Origin of the sequence: Bradyrhizobium sp. CIR48 (assembly GCF_014198315.1) — a bacterium.
In the GTDB taxonomy this organism is placed as follows: domain Bacteria; phylum Pseudomonadota; class Alphaproteobacteria; order Rhizobiales; family Xanthobacteraceae; genus Bradyrhizobium.
The window spans coordinates 242,312-259,356 of the sequence record NZ_JACIHG010000004.1; the positions used below are offsets into that span (position 1 = coordinate 242,312).

A 17,045-nucleotide genomic window follows, 5' to 3' on the forward strand; every position below is an offset into this window, starting at 1 on the left:
CATGGCGCCCTATATGCGGTTGCGGCAGATCTGCCTGGTCGCGCCGCAGCTCGCGCCCGTCATCTCCGACATCGCGGAGATCATGGGCCTCGCCGTGTGCTACCGCGACGGCAATGTCGCAAAATACGGCCTGGAGAATGCGCTGCTTCCGGTCGACACGATTTTGCTGGAGGTGGTCGCACCCTTCAAGGGCGGTACCACGGCCGGCCGCTTCATCGAGAAGACTGGCGGCCGCGGCGGCTATATGGCGATCTTCTGCTGCAATGATCCCGACGAGCGTGGCCGCAACGCCAACGCAATGGGCGTGCGGACCGCCAACGTGATCGACCATGCGCCCTATCACGGCGTCCAGCTCCATCCCCGCGACTGCCGTGCCGCCTTCATCGAGTTCAACCACACCGAAGGCAGCGACGATGTTTTGGGGCCATATCCGCCAGCCGGACCGGACTGGCAGAAATTCATCCGCAAGGACGTGACGCAGGTGCTGACCGGCGTGGAGATGCAGAGCCCGGATCCGAAGGGGCTGGCGGAGCATTGGGGGAAGATCATCGGCGTTGTGCCTGAAGGTGCCGAGCTGAAACTGCCCAATGCGGCCTTCCGTTTCGTAAAAGGCGCCAGCGAGATCATGAGCGCGCTGGAGTTTCGGGTGGCCGACGTTGCGCAGGTGCTGCACGCCGCGAAGGCGAGAGGGCTCGCGGTTGCGGGGAACGAGTTTCTGCTGGGCGGCGTGACGTTCCGCGTCAGTTGATCCCTCCACCGTTATCCGTCACCCTGAGGTGCTCGCCCCTTCGGCGAGCCTCGAAGGGCGACGGCCACGGTGGGGCCGTTCATCCTTCGAGGCCTCCGCTGCGCTCCGGCGCCTCAGGATGACGGTGAGAGATGCGGTGCAGTCAACAATAAGAAGGACTCGTCCTATGCCGCATCCGCTCGACAGCTTCTTCGCGCCCGCCAGCATCGCGCTGATCGGCGCCTCGCGCGACCACGAGAAGATCCCGGGGCGGCTCCTGGCGATGCTGCGCAAGAACGAATATCCCGGGAAGATCTACCCGGTGAACCCGAACTACGCCGATATCGACGGGCTCGCCTGTTACAAATCGATCGGCGAGATCGGCGCGCCGATCGACCTTGCCGTCATCATCATCCCCGCCCGCGCCGTGCTTCCCGCGCTCGAGCAATGCGCTGCCGCCGGCGTCAGGAACGCCGTGATCATCTCCTCCGGCTTTGCCGAGGAGGGCGGCGACAGCGCGGCGATGCAGGACGCGATCGCGGCGCTGGCGAAGCGCACCGGCATGCGGATATCCGGGCCGAACGCCGAGGGCTTCTTCAGTCAGGTGCAGCGCGTGGCGGCGACATTCAGTCCGGCCGTCGATGTCAAGCCAGGCGTGGTGCCGCTTGTTGCCACCAAAAAACGGATCGGCATCGTCGCGCAGAGCGGCGGCATCGGCTTCGCCTATTATCATCGCGCGCGGGCCCTCGGAATCGCCGTCAGTTATGTCGTCAGCACCGGCAATGAATCCGATCTCGGCGCCGGCGAGTTCCTGGATTACATGGTGCAGGATTCCTCGACCGACGTGATCCTGCTGTTCATCGAGGGCATCCGCGACGTCGACAAATTTCTCGTCGCCGCCCGGCGCGCCGCGGAGATGAAAAAGCCGGTGATCGTGACAAAAGTCGGCCGCTCCGGCGCAGGCCAGCGCGCGGCGGCCTCGCATACCGCGAGCATGGCCGGCTGGTCGGCGGCCTATGACGCGGTGTTCGCGAAATACGGCTTCATCGTCTCCAACGATCTGGACGAGGCGTTGACGATCGCGGCGGTGCTTGCCAGCAATCCGCTGCCGAACGGCGATCGCGTTGCCGTCGTCACCGTCTCCGGCGGCGCCGGCATCTGGGGCGCCGATGCGGTGGCGCTGCAAGGCTTGCAGGTGCCGGAGCTGTCAGAAAAGGTCCAGGCGGGGATCAAGCAGTTGATGCCGTCCTATGGCACGGCGCGCAACCCGATCGACGTCACCGCGCAAGGCGTCACCTCTGGCGGCTTGCAGAAGAGCGTCGATGTGCTCACTGCCTCCGACGAGGTCGATGCGATCCTGGTGGTGCTGTCGCTGTCGAGCGAGGTGCGCAAGCCCTTCAAGGAGGAGGATCTGACGTCGGTGCTGTCGGCGCAACGCAAGCCCGTGGTGTTCTATTCCTACACGGTGCCGTCCGACTTCGCCCGCCGTGAGCTCGCCAAATCCGGCGTCGTGGTGCTTGCGGGCCTCACCCATGTCGGCGTCGCGATGCGTCGGCTGGTCGACTACGCGAGGTTCAGCCTGCCGAAACCCGCGGACGAAACGCGGCCGCCGGCGCGCGATCTTTCCACGCATCTGAAATCGCCCGTTCTGTCCGAGGCCGACAGCAAGGCGTTGCTCCGCACCGCCGGCATCGCACTGCCGGATGACGTGCTGGTGAGAGACAAGAGCGAGCTCGACGAAGCCGTCACCCGCGTCGGCTTTCCCCTGGCGATGAAGATTCAGTCGCCTGATATCGCCCATAAGAGCGAAGTCGGCGGCGTGCGCGTCAACATCACCACCAAGGGCGAGGTGTTTCTGGCATTCGAGGCGCTGCTGGACAATGCGCGCCGGCACCGGCCGGAGGCGGATATCCAAGGCGTGCTGGTCGGCCCGATGGCGAAGAAGGGCGTCGAGATCATCGTCGGCACGATGACCGACGAGACGTTCGGTCCCATGGTGATGGTGGGTCTCGGCGGCATCACCACCGAGCTGTCCCGCGACGTCGTCTACCGCCCGGCGCCGGTGAGTGCGGAGGAGGCGGGTGCGATGCTGGCGGGCTTGAAGGCTGCGCCGCTCCTCAATGGGTTTCGTGGAGCGGTGAAGGCGGACGTTGCGGCTTTGTCGCGGTTGATCGCCGACGTTTCAGTGCTCGCCGCGCGGCATGCAAAGGAGATCGCCGAGATCGAGCTCAATCCGGTCCTGGTGCACACCGAGGGGCAGGGCGTGACGATCGTCGATGCGCTGGTGGTGGGGAGGAAGTAGCGAGGCCACAAACACCACTGTCGTCCCGGGGCGCGAAGCGAACCCGGGACCCATAACTACAGGGAGGAGTTTGGCGAAGATTCGTGGTGACGGTCTGCGCCCTATAGCTTCTTCCTGTGGTTATGGGGCCCCGCTTTCGCGGGGACGACAGGAGAAATTGCCGAAGCGCCGGCGCGATACGTCGACTATCGCCCCTTGAAATTCGCCGCCCGCCGTTCTTCCGTGGCCTTCACGCCTTCCTTGAAATCCTCCGTCGCGCGCAGCCGGGTCTGCTCGGCGAGTTCGTGGTTGGTCGCGGCCATGACGCGGTCGGCGAGGCCATTGCGCATCGTCGCGCGGGTTGAGAGCAGGCCGAGCGGGGAGCATTCGGCGATCTCGCCGGCGAGCTTCATCGCGGCCGCCTTGACCTGGTCCTGTGGCACCAGCTCGTTGGCAAGGCCCCACTTCACGGCTTCTTCGCCGGTGACGCGGCGGCTGGTGTAGAACATCAGCTCGGCGTTGTTCTTGCCGATCAGCTCAGGAAGAGTCGTCGTCAGGCCGAAGCCGGGATGGAAGCCAAGCTTGGTGAAGTTGGCTGAGAAGCGCGCTTCGGGGCAGGTGACGCGGAAGTCCGCCGACACCGCGAGACCCAATCCGCCGCCGATGGCGGCGCCCTGCACGGCGGCGACGATCGGCTTCTTGGCGCGGAAGATGCGCACGGCCTGGATGTAGAGATGGTTGATCGGCCCGAGATTGTCGGCGGGGTCGCCCTTCTTCTCGGCCTCGCGCGCCTCCTGCGCCTGCCGCGCCGGGTCGCCAAAGTTCGCGCCGGCGCAGAACGCCTTGCCCTGCGCCGAGAGAACGGAGGCGCGGATCTCGATGTCGCGGTCGAATTCGTCGAGCGCATCCGCGATCTGGTTGATCAGCGAGATGTCGAAGAAGTTCAGCGGCGGGCGGCGGATCTCGATGGTGCCGACATGTCCGACTTTCTCGACGCCGATGTCTTTGTAGGTGGTCATGATGATCCTCGAATGATTAGCGCAGGCCCAATCCGCGGGCGATGATGCCACGCAGCACCTCGGTGGTGCCGCCCTGGATGGTGAGTTTCGGTGCGGTTTTGATGGCGAAGTCGAGCTGCCGCTCCAGCGTCTCGCGGTTGGTCGCGGTCTCCTCGACGAAAGCAGCAAGGTCGCGGACGCGATGCGGAAGCTGCTGCTCCCAGACGGTGCCGATATCCTTGACGATGGAGGCCTCGACGACCGGCTCCTTGCCGGCCTGCAGCATGCCGGCGACCGAGACCGACATGCGCCGCATGGTATGGAGCTGCGCCACCAGGCGCCCGATGCCTTCGGCGCTGCGCGTGTCGGGGTTCGGACCGACTGCGCGGACCAGCTCGGTCAGCACGTAATAGGTTTCGAGGAAACGCTCGGGGCCCGAACGCTCATAGGCGAGCTCCGATGTCGCCTGCTTCCAGGCGCCGTCGACCTCGCCGAGCACGTGATCGTCGGGGACGAAGAAATCGGTGAAGACGACCTCGTTGAACTCGTACTGGCCGGTGATCTGGCCAATCGGGTTCACCTTGATGCCCGGCTGCTTCATCTTGACCAGGAATTGCGTCAGACCGTGACGGCGGTTTTCCTTGGTCGGCTGCGAGGTCCGGAAGATCGCGATCATGTAGTCGGCGATGTGGGCCGACGAGGTCCAGATCTTGGTGCCGTTGATCAGATAGCCGCCGTCGGTCTTGGTCGCGCGCGTCTTTGCCGCGAACAGGTCGGAGCCGGAATTCGGCTCGCTCATGCCGATCGCAAAGCAGATCTCGCCGCGACAGATCCGCGGCAGGATGTCCATCTTGATATGTTCAGGCGCGTATTTCAGCAGCACCGGTCCGCTCTGGCGGTCGGCCACGAAGAAGCGCCGCGTGGGCGCATTCGCGACGCGCATCTCCTCGGTCACCACATAGCGTTCGAGGAAGGAGCGCTCCTGGCCGCCATATTTTTTCGGCCAGGTCATCCCCAGCCAGCCCTTGGCGCCGACCCGGCGGGAAAATTCCGGCGCGTCGGTGTCCTCGCGATTGGGCTTGTGCGGATCGAAGGTGCCGGCGGCGATTTCTTCGGCGAGGAAAGCGCGCACTTCCTTACGCAATTGCTCGCACTTCTCGGGCAGGCGGATCGGATCGAAACGGAGGGCAGCGGTCATGTGTTTCTCTCCCTGATCAGCGCGACGCCACGAGCGGCCACAATTCGTCGGCGCCGCGGTTTGCGACCAGCTTGCCAAGCTCGACGGCCCAGTGGCTCTCCGAGCCGAAATCGTCGCGCCAGGCCAGCGCCCGCAGCGAATAGCGGTGCAGGATGTGCTCGAGGGTGAAGCCGATCGCGCCGTGCACCTGATGTGCGATGGCGCCGCCCTTTTCCGCGGCTTCCGCGCAGCGGATCTTTGCCGAGGCGGCTTCGAGATAAACCTCGTCGTCGAAACGCGACGCATTCGCGATGGCGTCGGCGGCAGAGGTCGCAGCCGCAAGAGCCGCGGCGGATTCGCCGGCGAGGCGGGCGAGATTGTGCTGCACGGCCTGGAATTTCGAGATCTTCTTCTCGAAGGCGACGCGCTCGTTGGAATAGCGCACGGAGATGTCGAGCATCGATTCCAGCGCACCGGCGATCTGCAGGCTGCGGGCAACGCCGCCCATCAGCATCATCGTGGTCTGGTCAAAGCCCTTCGGCGCGGCCTTGCGCGTGACGGGCTGGACCTTGTCGAGCGTCACGGTGTCGCTGTGGTCATAGCCGACATTGAGGCCGGACTCGATCCGGACCTTGCCGGCATCGACCAGCGCGATCGAGACGCCATCCTTGCCGTGCGCCAGCACCGCAAAGTGCTTTGCCGCTTTCGCAAAGGGCACGCCGCGGGCGCGGCCGGAAAGCGAGCCATCGGCATCGAGGGTGATGCGATCCTTCGGCGATGCCGGCAGCACCGTCATCTCGCCCTCGGGCGATGCGATCTTCGCTTGCGCCAGCAGCCAGCCCGCCAGCATGGTCTCGGCCAGCGGAACCGCGACGGCGAAACGGCCGGCGGCGTTCAGAAGCGCAAAGCCGTCGGCAAGGCTCGCGCCGGAGCCGCCGAGATCATCGGGCACCCAGGACAATGGCAGGCCGGCCTCGCTCAGCGCCCGCCACAGCGGCGCCTGCCAGGCATCCTTCTTGTCGTTGTTGATGGTTTGCGGATCGGCGAGATCGGCGAAGATCTTCTCCGCAGTCTCGACGACGATGTTGTCACTCTCCGCCACAGCGTTCCCCGTGTTTTGCCGTTGGCGCGGCCCGCCTGGTGGAGCGAACCGCGCAGGTCTTCTTGCGCCCGATGATCCGAAAAAGCCATGGCCCTGACAAGCGTTGATCGCAGGTCAACCTGCGGCGCGGGCATGGGCGCAAGGACCAACAGGAGGCTAATTCCGCTTAGCGGAGTTTGCTTGATTTGCAGGGCGCCGCAAACTCGCTAAACAAGGCCAGCGACTTAAGGCTCGCATCAGATACAGGGGAAGGAAATCCGGATGGCCAAAGACAGTCTGTGCGCAATCGTGACGGGGTCCGCATCCGGACTTGGCGCAGCAACCGCGGAAATCCTCGCGCGAAGCGGGGCGCGGCTCGTCATCAACTATTCCTCTAGCCAGAAAGAAGCCGAGGCCACGGCGGAGCTTTGCCGCAAAGCAGGCTCTCCGGAAGTCCTGGTTGCGCAGGGCGACGTTTCAAAGGACGACGATTGCCGCAAGATCGTTGCGGCGGCCAGCGCCTGGGGCCGGCTCGACATCCTCGTCAACAATGCCGGCACCACCAAGCATGTCGCCCATGCCGATCTCGACGGATTGTCGGCTGAAGATTTCCAGCGCGTGTATGGTGTCAACACCATCGGCCCGTTCCAGATGGTGCGTGCCGCGCGCAGCCTGCTCGAAGCCGGCGCAAAGGCCTCGGAGCGGCCCTCCGCCGTGGTCAACGTGTCCTCGGTCGCCGGCATCAGCGGCGTCGGCTCGTCGATCGCCTACGCCGCGAGCAAGGGCGCGCTCAACACCATGACGCTGTCGCTGTCGCGCGCGCTGGCGCCGCTGATCCGCGTCAACACCGTCTGCCCCGGTTATATCGACACGCCCTGGTTCACCAAGGGCCGCGGCGAAGCCGGCGCCAAGCAGGTGCGCGACAGCGTGGTGGCGAAGGTGCCGCTCAGGGTCGCATCATCAGCCGAGGACATCGCGCAGCTCGTCTGCTTCCTGGCGATGCCGGCCTCCAGCAACATGACCGGCGAGGTCGTGCGCATGGATGCGGGGATGCATCTGATTACGTGAGATCGCGTTCCAATCTCCGCTGTCATCCCCGCCTAGTGCGCAATTGCGCACGGGGCGCGGGGATCCATAGCCACAGGGAGAAGTTTGGCGGGACTCCGGTCACTCCGAGACTTCGCCAAACTCCTCCCTGTGGTTGGGTCCCGCATCGGCGCGCGCTTAGGGCGCGCTTGTCCGGGACGACAGCGGAGTTTGTAGCGCTAGATTCGCGCTTCGCGACAGTGACTACCCCTTGATCACACCGCTCGCGACCAGCCGGTGCCAGATGAACAGCACCACCACCGCGCCGAGTGTGGCCATGATAAAGCCGGCGCCCTGGTCTGGGCTGTAATGGCCGATCGCCTGGCCGACGAAGGTCGCGAGAAACGCGCCGGCGATGCCGAGGATGGTGGTGAGGATGAAGCCGCTCGGGTTGTTCGGTCCCGGCGCCAGCCAGCGCGCGATGAGGCCGGCGACGAAGCCGACGACGATGATCCACAACAGGCCGCCCATGCTCATGAGTGTGCTCCCCTTCCCGAAAGCGCGTCGATCAACGTCCGATTAAAGTCTGCCCGAGATCTCATTCTCCGTCGGCAGCCGCCCGTCCGGGGTCAAATGGTCGACCACCTGCGGCAGATACTGGCTGAGGCCGTTGAGCAACTCGTCGCGCGACAGGCCGCTTTGAGCGGACAGGCTGTCGATCTGGTCGGCGCCGAGTGCGCTCGCAAGATCGCCCGGCGCGATCGGCTTGTTCTGACCCTTGCCGACCCAGGAATTCGCAGCGTCGCCGTGGCCGCCCTGCTGAAGCTGATTGAGGAGATCGCCGAGGCCGCCGCTGAGCACGGTGCCGGCCGCGCCGCCTGCAAGCAGGCCGCCGAGGCCGCCTTTGAGCAGGCCTCCGAGACCACCAAGACCGCCGCTGTCGGCGGTGTTCGCGTTCACCGGCGGAGGGGCCGGCGTCGGCGACGGCTGCGGCGCCGTACCGGACTGGTTTGCCGTCATGTGCTTGAACGCCTTCCAGGCAAGCAGGCCGAGCAGCGCCATGGTCATCGGCGACATGCCGCCGGAGGATTTCTCGGAGCTGGGTGTAGAGGGGCCGCGCGGGCCGTTCTGCATGCCGTTGAGGACGTCGAGTAGACCCATGGTGCTCTCCTTTGGCGTGTCGTTCGGCGAGCGCTCGCCGCTGACTGCCCCGGGCCGAAAACATATGGGGCTCTCATGACGGTTACAAGGCGGCTGCGCAGCGATGGGCAGCCGGCCTCGCCTCTGCTATCGAGGGGCGATCGTTCAGGGAGCAAGGCGAGGTGATGACGGATCGACCGATCGTGGTGGCCGGCGCGGGCGCCATCGGCTGTTTCGTCGGCGGCATGCTGGCCGCCAGTGGCCGCCGTGTCGCGCTGCTGGTGCGGCCGCGGGTGAAGACCGAGATCGAGCGGTTCGGCCTGCGATTGACGGATTTCGACGGCTCGGAGACGAAGCTCGGCGCAGGGCAGCTCGCGCTGTCGGAGGACCCCGCGATCTTCCACAGCGCCGGCATCGTGCTGGTCACGGTGAAGAGCGCCGACACCGCCGATGTCGCGGATCAGATCGCGCAGCATGCGCCTGAGGATGCCGTCATCGTTTCGCTGCAGAACGGCATCGGCAATATCGCGGTGCTGCGCGAGCGTCTCGGTGGCCGCCGCGTGCTCGCGGGCATGGTGCCGTTCAACGTGATCGCGATGGGCGAGGGCCGTTTCCACCGCTCGACCTCCGGCGACATCCATGTCGGAGAGGACGCTGGGAACACGGCCGCGGCATTGTCGGTATCCGGCCTCGCCATGCGCGCGAGCCGTGACATCACCGGCGTGCAATGGGGCAAGCTGATCATCAATCTGAACAACGCGCTCAGCGCATTGTCCGACATGCCGCTCGCCGCGCAACTGGCAAACCGCGACTGGCGCAGGCTGTTCGCCGACCAGATGGCCGAAGGGCTGGCCGCGCTGAAGGCCGCCGGCATCGCGCCGGTCTCGGCGACGCCGATCCCGATGAACTGGACGCCGGCCTTGCTGCGGCTGCCCGACATGATCTTCAATGCGATCCTGGGACGGGCCATGAAGATCGATCCCGAGGCGCGCTCCTCGATGTGGCAGGATTTGAAACAGGGACGCAAGACCGAGATCGACTATCTCCAGGGCGCCGTCATCGCGCTCGCCGAGCAAAACCATGTCGAGGTGCCGCTGATGCGCCGCATTGTTGCGCTGATCAAGGAGGCCGAAGCCGCCGGCAACGGTCCGCCGCGGCTGACGCCGCAGCAGATTCGCGCGGTGGTTTGAGTGCAAGGAGGGACCGATGAAACGTAGCTTGATGATCGGGCTCGCGCTTGCCGCGCTTTGCGGCGCGTCGACGCTCGCTCTTGCGAGACCGCCGACGGTCGTGAACTCGCCCGGCTATGATAGGCGGTTGCAGGAGAGCAGGTCGCAGTTGGGCAGCTCGCCGACGACTGCGCCGGTGGATGTGCCAACGGTCAAATCGAAGCGTGGCAAGAAGAAGCAACCGAACTGACGTTCCACACCCCGCTGTCGTAGGGTGGGCAAAGCGGAGCGTGCCCACCAACCTCTTTGTCTTGCTTCTTTGTCTTGCCAGGGTGCTGGGCACGGCGCTTGCGCGCCTTTGCCCATCCTACAAGTCAGTGCGAGGAGCTTACCCCTTCTTCGCCGGCTTGCTCGGGGTCGGATTGAACAGCTTTTTCAAATCGTTCAAGCTCTCCGACAGCCGCGGCCATTCGCAGGAGAATGAGCCTTTGGTGCACGCGCCCTTCGGGCGCTGACCGACGGTCTGCTGCACCTTTGGCCGCTCGACCGGGACGGGCACGCGCGCGACGTCGGTTCGCAGCGCGACCTGCTGGAGTTGCCGCGCCTGCAGTTCCTGCTGCTCGCGCTGTTGACGGGCGGCGGCCTCGGCCGCTTCGTTGCTGCGGCGCTCTTTGGCGAGATAGGCCGTGTAAGCTGCGTCGATCTTCTTTTGCTCCTCCGGCGTCGGATTGGGGCCGGCGATGTCGAAGGTGCGATCCTGCAGGAAGTCGTAATAGGAGTAGCCGCCGCCTGCCTTGCGGCGGCCGGCGAACTTGGCGTTGCAATCGGCAAGCGCGGATGTCTTCTCGGACTTGGTTGCGGCCTTCTCGGCGGCGTCGGCGCATTCCTCGAAATCGACCGGCGCGCGTTTCCACCATTGCGCCTGGGCATGCGCGTGCGTCAGCAGGAAAAATCCTGCCGCGGCAACAAGAACCAGCGCCGCACGACGCAATGCTATCACGGACGACATTCTACGAGAGCATTCCTTGCAAAACTCAACCCGAACTGAGTCGAGCCAGATTTTTGCCTCTTTATCGCCGGCTTGTCACCCATGGAACTCGGGAATTTCATGGCTGGGATGCTGACATTTTGTGCTTGACGTGGCGCATGAGTCACAGCGCCGCCCCGGCGGGCTGCTACACTTCGCCTTGCGAGCGCCTCACCTGAGGCGGCGCCAAGAAAGACCCCAAGAAACGAAATGAACGCCCGATGCTGCTGCCCCTGTCTGACGTGCCGCGCTGGTACGCTGAACGCAAACCACATGGCACGATCGCAATCCGTCACGGGCAGGACACGCTGACATGGGACGAGCTCGAGCGCGGCGCCAACCGGCGCGCGCGGGCGTTCATGGCCAAAGGCGTCAAGCCCGGCGACTTCGTCGCGATCGGATTGCCCAACGGCAACGCGTTTTTCGAGACCTCCTTTGCGGTGTGGAAGTGCGGTGCGACGCCGACCTCGCTGTCATGGCGGCTGCCGCGCGGCGAGGCCGCCGCCGTGCTCGACATTCTCAAGCCGGCGCTGGTGGTCGGCGGCGAGGCCGACTGGAACGCGCCGAACCGCCTCCCGGCGGATTTCGTGCCGGAAGGATTCTCCGATGAGCCGCTCAATCCGCCGGTGGCGCGCTACTGGAAGGCCATGACCTCTGGCGGCTCGACCGGCCGGCCGAAGGTGATCCTCGATCATCAGCCGGCCGTGACCGACACGGTCGCCGCGCCGCCGCTCAATATCCCCTTCGGAGTCTCGCTGCTCAATCCCGGTCCGCTCTACCACAACGCGCCGTTCATCGTGTCGCACTACGCCCTGTTCACCGGCGGCCAGCTCACCGGTCTCGTCAAGTTCGACGCCGAGGAGACATTGCGGCAGATCGAACGCGAGCGCGTGCAATGGGTCAATTTCGTGCCGACCATGATGCACCGGATCTGGGCGCTGCCGGAGCAGGTGCGCAACGCCTACGATCTGTCGAGCCTTCAGACCGTCTTCCACATGGCGGCGCCGATGCCGCCCTGGCTGAAGGAGAACTGGATCGCCTGGCTCGGCCCCGAGCGGATCTGGGAGCTCTATGGCGGCACCGAGCGGCAAGGCTCCTGCATCATCTCCGGCACGGAATGGCTGACGCACAAGGGCTCGGTGGGCAAGATCGGCGAGATGGCGCGCTTACGCATTATCGGCGAGGACGGCAACGACGTCGCGCCCGGCGAGACCGGCGAGATCTATTTCCTGAACAATGACGGCAGGGACGCCACCTATCATTATCTCGGCGCCGAGCCGAAGCGCCGCAGCGATGGTTGGGAATCACTCGGTGATATCGGCAGGCTGGATGCGGAAGGCTATCTCTATCTCGGCGATCGCCTCGCCGACATGGTGCTGCGCGGCGGCGCCAACATCTATCCGGCCGAGGTCGAGGCTGCCGTCTCCGAGTCTCCCGGCGTGCGATCCTGCGTCGTGGTGGGACTGTCCGATCCGGAATTGGGCCAGCGCGTGCACGCCATCATCGAGCCGGAGGGCGATGCCGACGGCCAGGCGATCGCCGACGGCATGGCGGAGTTCTTGAAGGACAGGCTCAGCCGCTACAAGCATCCGGAAAGCTTCGAGATCGTCGGCGCCCGCCGCGCGATGATTCAGGCAAGGTTCGCAGAACACTGTTGCGCGACGAGCGCGCGGCGTGGATGAAGGAAGGGCGCGCCTTCCGGATCATGCCGGCGAAGGCGCGGGCGCACGCCGATTACGAAGGAAGGATTTTTGGACATGACCATCACGATCGCAGCCAACAGCGTGCCGAAACCGCCGGCCGAGATCATCGAGGGTTTTCGCGGTGCGCCGACCTCGGTCATCTCAGACAATCTCGCCCGGCTGCCCGGCGCGGTCGGGCTAAAGCCCTATCATCGCGGGGCTAAGCTGGTGGGCACTGCCTTCACTGTGCGCACGCGCCCCGGCGACAATCTCGCCATCCACCGCGCGCTCGAGCTGGTCGGCCCCGGCGACGTCATCGTGGTCGATGGCGGTGGTGACGAGACGCGCGCGCTGGTGGGCGAGATCATGAAGAACATCGCGCAATGGCGCAAAGCGGAAGGCTATGTGATCGACGGTGCGATCCGCGATGTCGCGGCCTTCGCGGCCGACAACTTTCCCTGCTACGCCCGTGCGGTGATCCATCGCGGTCCCTACAAGAACGGCCCCGGCGAGATCAACGTGCCGGTCACGATCGGCGGCAGCGTGATTGCGCCCGGCGACATCGTGGTTGGTGACGAGGACGGCGTGGTGTCGTTTCCCGCCGCGGGCGCCGCGGCGCTGCTCGAAGCCGTCCGCGCCCAGGTCGCGCGCGAGGAGGAGACCCTGAAGGCGATCCGCGAGGGCCGCTATCAGGGCTCGTATGGCAAGTCTTGATCGAACGAGAATGAAGGAGAGGGCGGCGTGAGCCAGAAGGAAGAATTCCACAATATCGATGATCCCAGCGACGGGCTGTTCCGCGAGCTCGCTTCAGGGGTGACCACGCGCATCTTCTCCGGCGAGCAGGCGATGCTGTCGGTGGTGACGCTGGCGCCGCATGCGCAAGGCACGCTGCACCATCATCCCGAGGAGCAATGGGGCGTGCTGCTCGACGGCTCCGCCATCCGCGTCCAGGGCGATGAGGAGATTGCCGTGAAGAAGGGCGATTTCTGGCGCACCCCGGGCAATGTGCCGCACACCATGCGCGCCGGCCCCGACGGCGCCAGGGTGCTGGACATCTTCAGTCCGCCTCGGCCAGAATACAAGAAAGCGGGGTCGGGCTTCGGGACAACTTAAGCGCTTCGCGCTTAGGGTATTTTCTTGAGCATGATCTTATCGGAAAACCGCTGCACATTTTTCCGGATCATGCTGTAGCGCCAAAGAGCAAAAGCCGGGCGCTGAAACCAAAAAGGGAGGGGACCATGACGATCACACGACGCACGCTGCTGGCTGCACCGGCCATTCTCGCATTGACGCCGGCGATAGCGCAGGCCGGCAAGATCACGCTGGTGGTGCCGTTTCCGCCGGGCGGCTCGACCGATGCGATGGCGCGGCTGCTGCAGGCCAGCCTGCAAACCAAGCTCGGTCGCATCGTCGTGGTCGAGAACAAGTCGGGCGCCGCGGGCGCGCTCGGCGCGGCGCAAGTCGCCAAGAGCCCGGCGGACGGCACCTCGTTCCTGGTGACGTTCGATTCCCATGCTGTGATTCCGTCGATCCTCGACAAGCCGCCGGTCGACGTCGAGCGGGAGCTGATGCCGGTGCTGCTGATCGGCACTGCGCCCTATGTGATCGCCGCCGGCGCCGGCCGCCCCTACAAGAGCTTTGCCGACGTGGTGGCGGCCTGCAAGGCGACCCCGGGCGCGGTGAAATATGCGTCCGTCGGCATCGGCACGCTCGGCCATCTCGCCATGACCGTGCTCGGCAGCAAGGCTGGGGTCGAGATCATGCACGTGCCCTATCGCGGCGGCGGCCCGGCCATGAACGACGTGCTCGGCGGCCATGTCGATCTCATCGCGGGATCGGCCGCGCTGGTCGCCGCCCAGCTTGGCACCAACATGCTGCGTCCGATCCTGCAGCTCGGCCGCGAGCGGCTGCCGGCCTTGGGGGATACGCAGACCGCGATCGAGGCGGGCTTTCCCGATTTCGAGACGCTGGCCTGGTGGGGCATCTTCGCGCCCGCAGGCACGCCGCCCGATATCGTCGCAGCCTTCGCGGCGGCGTCCAAGGAGATCCTGAGCGAGCCCACGACCGCCGCCCAGCTCAAGGACACCCAGCACATGACGCTGCTGCTCCAGGACGGCGCCGCCTTCAAGACCTTCTTCGACAAGCAGGTCGCCACTTGGGGCAAGGTGGTCAAGGACAATAATATCAGGGCGTGAGAGGCCTCTGCCCGGGATTGCCATCCCGGGTCCGGTGCGCTCGCGCGGGCCTGAGCGTCAGAGCATCTTGCCGACGATCTTTGTCATATCCGCTGCCGAAAACGCGCGCAGCGTTTCGGTGCGGACGTTGCCGAGTGCGCTGAGACTCAGGCTGAGCGACATCGCGGCAGCCTCATCTGGAGCCTCGAGAACGGTCACAACGTCATATCGTCCCTGCGTCCAGACGATCTCTTTCACAGTCACGCCGAACGTTTTGGCCATCTCCTTGAAGGCGTCTGCCCGCTTCGGCGAGTCCTTGACGTTGCGGACTCCCTGATCCGTGAAGTTCGACAGCACAACATAGGTTACCATGGTCGTCCTCCCTGGTTAGAACTTGAGGAAACCGCGCTGAGCTTGCCACGGCGGCTGAGACAGCGCTACTTGCGCGTTGGAACGTCAGCAGATGCGACTTATTCGGTCAGGACAACGGCCGTGCGAAACTGAGCTCATGGCCGTCGGGGTCGGTGAGATGGAAGTAGCGCTCACCCCATTCCGCATCGCGCGGCGTGGTCGACGGCTGCCACCCGGCAGCGCGCGCCTGTGCGTAGGTCTCGTCGACATCGGCCACGTAGAAGATGACGCGGCCCCACCAGGACCAGCGCTTGTCTTCCGGTTGCGCAGTCAGATTGAGATAGCCGCTGCCGGCGCGGAAGCTCGTGAATGCGGCGGCTTCGCCACCATACAGGAGCTCGAACCCCAGCGATCGGTAGAAGTGCACGGCGAGCTCCATGTCATGCGTGCCGAGCGTGATGGCGCTGATGCTTTCGATCATGTGAGCTGCTCCGCTGAGGGGGGCCTGGCAGCGATTGTATAGCCGCCCCGTTCAGGTTGACGATGGTCTGGCCCGCCTGACGGCTGGCGAACCGGATTTTGCTCTGCTATGACGGGATCGAACCCGTACCCACGGGTTCCGCGGTCCCGTAGCTCAGCCGGATAGAGCGACGGTTTCCTAAACCGTAGGTCGGAAGTTCGAGTCTTCCCGGGATCGCCAATATCTCAGACACTTGACGTGATTGCGGGCCGCCCCCCGGGGGCTTGCGTGCGCCTTCCCCAATCCTTCGGCTTCGCCCTCGTGTTCGCCCGTCATCCCGCCGCTGACGATGGCGAGGTCATGTCGTCCCGGCTAGCGGAAGGGTAGCGGCGGGGCTATCCTGCTCGCTTTGTAATTGAAGATCTGGACGCCCTGCGCAGCAGCTCGCAGCAATCATTTCCACAGGGCTCGCTCGTCATCACTCGCTTCAGGAAGCTCTGGCCGTGATCAAGCAAACGTCAAACAGAAGCGGCGGGATCGAGCCGCGTTCATTTCTGGACGACAACAAGGCGTTCGAGCGCTGGCTGCGTTCCCAATGCACGGTCGTCGAGCCCGACCTCGACGAAAAGCACAAGAAGATGAAAGATGACCCGTTCGTCTTCCTTCGTGCAACTTTCTTCCGCTGGGCTAGGTGCATCGAAGCGCTCTGCCCGGAGTTGAAGGACGCGCCGCGGGTGCCGTCCGTGGGCGACACTCATATCGAGAATTTCGGCACCTGGCGCGACGCGGAGGGACGTCTCGTCTGGGGCGTCAACGATTTCGACGAGGCCGCGAGCATCGCCTATCCCTTCGATCTCGTGCGCCTGGCGACGAGCGCGCGGCTGGCGCCAAAGGCCAGGAAAAAGAAGGCGAGGGCCATGACCCATGTCGGCAATGGCGACGCCGCCATGGCGATTCTCGATGGTTACAAGAAGGGTCTCAAGAAGCCGCTGCCCTCGCTGCTGGATGAGCAGGCGAGCTGGATGCGCGCTTATGTGGCATGCACCGACGACGAACGTCAGGAGTTCTGGGACGACGTGAAGAACTACCCGCGGGCGAAGCCACCGTCCCCTGTTGCCGCAGCCCTCCGCAAGAAACTACCACCCGGCGCATCATCCGGTCGCTTCGCGACGCGCGTGGCAGGTGTCGGCAGCCTGGGCCGGCCGCGTTTTCTCGTCATCGCCGACTGGTGCGGCGGCCAGATCGTCAGGGAAGCCAAGGCGCTGGTGCCGTCGGCCTGGGATTGGGCGCATGACCAGCAGGGCAAGCTGCGCTTCCTTGATCTCGCCAAAGCTCCGTATCGAGCTCCCGATCCACACCTCGCGCTCGAACGTCGGAGTGGCTTCGTGATCCGGCGCCTTGCGCCCGACTCCCGCAAGATCAATCTCGGGGATCACGCGAACATGAGCCTGGAGCTCGATCTGCTCAACGCCATGGGCTTCGACATCGGCGCCATTCACGCCGCCAAGGGTGCATCGGAGAGGATCGCTGCAGATCTGAGCAAGCGCGACAATGATTGGCTCCATGCCGCTGCAAAGGCCGCCGCCGCATTCGTCGAGGACGATTTCAGGGCGTGGCGCAGGCACGGCTGACCGGCGAGCGCCGGCCCCGTTCTCGATTGCCCCCCGTGCTTTGCTCGATTGGTGCAAGATTTGCTATAGGCCATTTGAAAGAGGCAGGAAGCGGCTTGGCCCGCGCCCGCCATGCCACGTC

The 17,045-nt window shown here is 65.1% G+C and carries 17 protein-coding genes, 1 tRNA gene and 1 pseudogene; 11 read left to right on the plus strand and 8 right to left on the minus strand.

The window, feature by feature from the left end; all coding sequences use genetic code 11:
• Window position 1 precedes the first annotated feature (1 nt).
• Window positions 2-748 carry a hypothetical protein gene (locus GGD66_RS14710; RefSeq protein WP_183258198.1) on the plus strand — a complete coding sequence of 249 codons (747 nt, stop codon included), beginning with the start codon at window positions 2-4 and terminating at the stop codon, window positions 746-748.
• Window positions 749-914: 166 nt separating this feature from the next.
• Window positions 915-3,029 (plus strand): acetate--CoA ligase family protein, encoded by a 2,115-nt coding sequence (locus GGD66_RS14715; protein ID WP_183258199.1) that lies wholly within the window; start codon window positions 915-917, stop codon window positions 3,027-3,029.
• Window positions 3,030-3,214: 185 nt separating this feature from the next.
• Here the strand turns inward: GGD66_RS14715 and GGD66_RS14720 are convergent, their stop codons facing one another.
• Genes GGD66_RS14720 through GGD66_RS14730 form a run of 3 tightly spaced genes read right to left on the minus strand, consistent with a single transcriptional unit; the run spans window position 3,215 to window position 6,285 of the window.
• Window positions 3,215-4,027, minus strand: a complete 813-nt coding sequence (locus tag GGD66_RS14720) for an enoyl-CoA hydratase/isomerase family protein (RefSeq protein ID WP_183232066.1) — start codon at window positions 4,025-4,027, stop codon at window positions 3,215-3,217.
• A 16-nt stretch (window positions 4,028-4,043) separates the two neighbouring features.
• Window positions 4,044-5,204: an acyl-CoA dehydrogenase family protein gene (locus GGD66_RS14725; protein ID WP_018316466.1), complete on the minus strand. Its 1,161-nt coding sequence runs from the start codon at window positions 5,202-5,204 to the stop codon at window positions 4,044-4,046.
• A gap of 16 nt (window positions 5,205-5,220) precedes the next feature.
• Complete coding sequence (locus GGD66_RS14730) at window positions 5,221-6,285, minus strand: acyl-CoA dehydrogenase family protein (protein WP_092261283.1); 1,065 nt, start codon at window positions 6,283-6,285, stop codon at window positions 5,221-5,223.
• Between the two features lie 261 nt (window positions 6,286-6,546).
• Between GGD66_RS14730 and GGD66_RS14735 the strand changes: the two genes are divergently transcribed.
• The gene (locus tag GGD66_RS14735; protein WP_092261282.1) at window positions 6,547-7,332 is read left to right on the plus strand and encodes an SDR family NAD(P)-dependent oxidoreductase; all 786 of its coding nucleotides are present in this window, start codon (window positions 6,547-6,549) and stop codon (window positions 7,330-7,332) included.
• Between the two features lie 222 nt (window positions 7,333-7,554).
• On the opposite strand, the gene GGD66_RS14740 is transcribed toward GGD66_RS14735, so the two are convergent.
• Entirely contained in the window at window positions 7,555-7,827 is a 273-nt protein-coding gene (locus GGD66_RS14740) for a GlsB/YeaQ/YmgE family stress response membrane protein (protein ID WP_177237369.1), read from the minus strand.
• Window positions 7,828-7,869: 42 nt separating this feature from the next.
• Window positions 7,870-8,451 carry a YidB family protein gene (locus GGD66_RS14745; RefSeq protein ID WP_020508623.1) on the minus strand — a complete coding sequence of 194 codons (582 nt, stop codon included), beginning with the start codon at window positions 8,449-8,451 and terminating at the stop codon, window positions 7,870-7,872.
• Window positions 8,452-8,612: 161 nt separating this feature from the next.
• Between GGD66_RS14745 and GGD66_RS14750 the strand changes: the two genes are divergently transcribed.
• A complete protein-coding gene (locus GGD66_RS14750) occupies window positions 8,613-9,620 on the plus strand; it encodes a 2-dehydropantoate 2-reductase (protein WP_183258200.1) in 1,008 nt (335 codons plus the stop codon).
• 16 nt (window positions 9,621-9,636) lie between these two features.
• Window positions 9,637-9,849 carry a hypothetical protein gene (locus GGD66_RS14755; protein WP_038947385.1) on the plus strand — a complete coding sequence of 71 codons (213 nt, stop codon included), beginning with the start codon at window positions 9,637-9,639 and terminating at the stop codon, window positions 9,847-9,849.
• A 138-nt stretch (window positions 9,850-9,987) separates the two neighbouring features.
• Here GGD66_RS14755 and GGD66_RS14760 read toward each other — a convergent pair whose 3' ends face one another.
• Entirely contained in the window at window positions 9,988-10,608 is a 621-nt protein-coding gene (locus GGD66_RS14760; RefSeq protein ID WP_179732119.1) for a hypothetical protein, read from the minus strand.
• A gap of 239 nt (window positions 10,609-10,847) precedes the next feature.
• On the opposite strand from GGD66_RS14760, the pseudogene GGD66_RS14765 reads away from it, so the two are divergent.
• From GGD66_RS14765 to GGD66_RS14780, 4 genes and pseudogenes are all read left to right on the plus strand, one after another.
• Window positions 10,848-12,361 (plus strand): annotated as a pseudogene (locus GGD66_RS14765) (AMP-binding protein); the annotation flags it as partial.
• 22 nt (window positions 12,362-12,383) lie between these two features.
• Entirely contained in the window at window positions 12,384-13,022 is a 639-nt protein-coding gene (locus GGD66_RS14770) for an RraA family protein (RefSeq protein ID WP_183258201.1), read from the plus strand.
• A gap of 27 nt (window positions 13,023-13,049) precedes the next feature.
• Entirely contained in the window at window positions 13,050-13,421 is a 372-nt protein-coding gene (locus GGD66_RS14775) for a dimethylsulfonioproprionate lyase family protein (protein WP_183258202.1), read from the plus strand.
• Window positions 13,422-13,546: 125 nt separating this feature from the next.
• Entirely contained in the window at window positions 13,547-14,503 is a 957-nt protein-coding gene (locus GGD66_RS14780; RefSeq protein WP_183258203.1) for a tripartite tricarboxylate transporter substrate-binding protein, read from the plus strand.
• A 57-nt stretch (window positions 14,504-14,560) separates the two neighbouring features.
• Here GGD66_RS14780 and GGD66_RS14785 read toward each other — a convergent pair whose 3' ends face one another.
• Both GGD66_RS14785 and GGD66_RS14790 read right to left on the minus strand, forming a co-directional pair.
• Entirely contained in the window at window positions 14,561-14,854 is a 294-nt protein-coding gene (locus GGD66_RS14785) for a GYD domain-containing protein (protein ID WP_018316453.1), read from the minus strand.
• A gap of 106 nt (window positions 14,855-14,960) precedes the next feature.
• The gene (locus GGD66_RS14790; RefSeq protein WP_183237864.1) at window positions 14,961-15,314 is read right to left on the minus strand and encodes a VOC family protein; all 354 of its coding nucleotides are present in this window, start codon (window positions 15,312-15,314) and stop codon (window positions 14,961-14,963) included.
• A gap of 142 nt (window positions 15,315-15,456) precedes the next feature.
• Here GGD66_RS14790 and GGD66_RS14795 point away from each other — a divergent pair.
• Window positions 15,457-15,533, plus strand: a tRNA-Arg gene (locus GGD66_RS14795).
• Window positions 15,534-15,796: 263 nt separating this feature from the next.
• A complete protein-coding gene (locus GGD66_RS14800) occupies window positions 15,797-16,924 on the plus strand; it encodes a DUF2252 family protein (protein ID WP_183258204.1) in 1,128 nt (375 codons plus the stop codon).
• The last annotated feature ends 121 nt before the right edge of the window (window positions 16,925-17,045 follow it).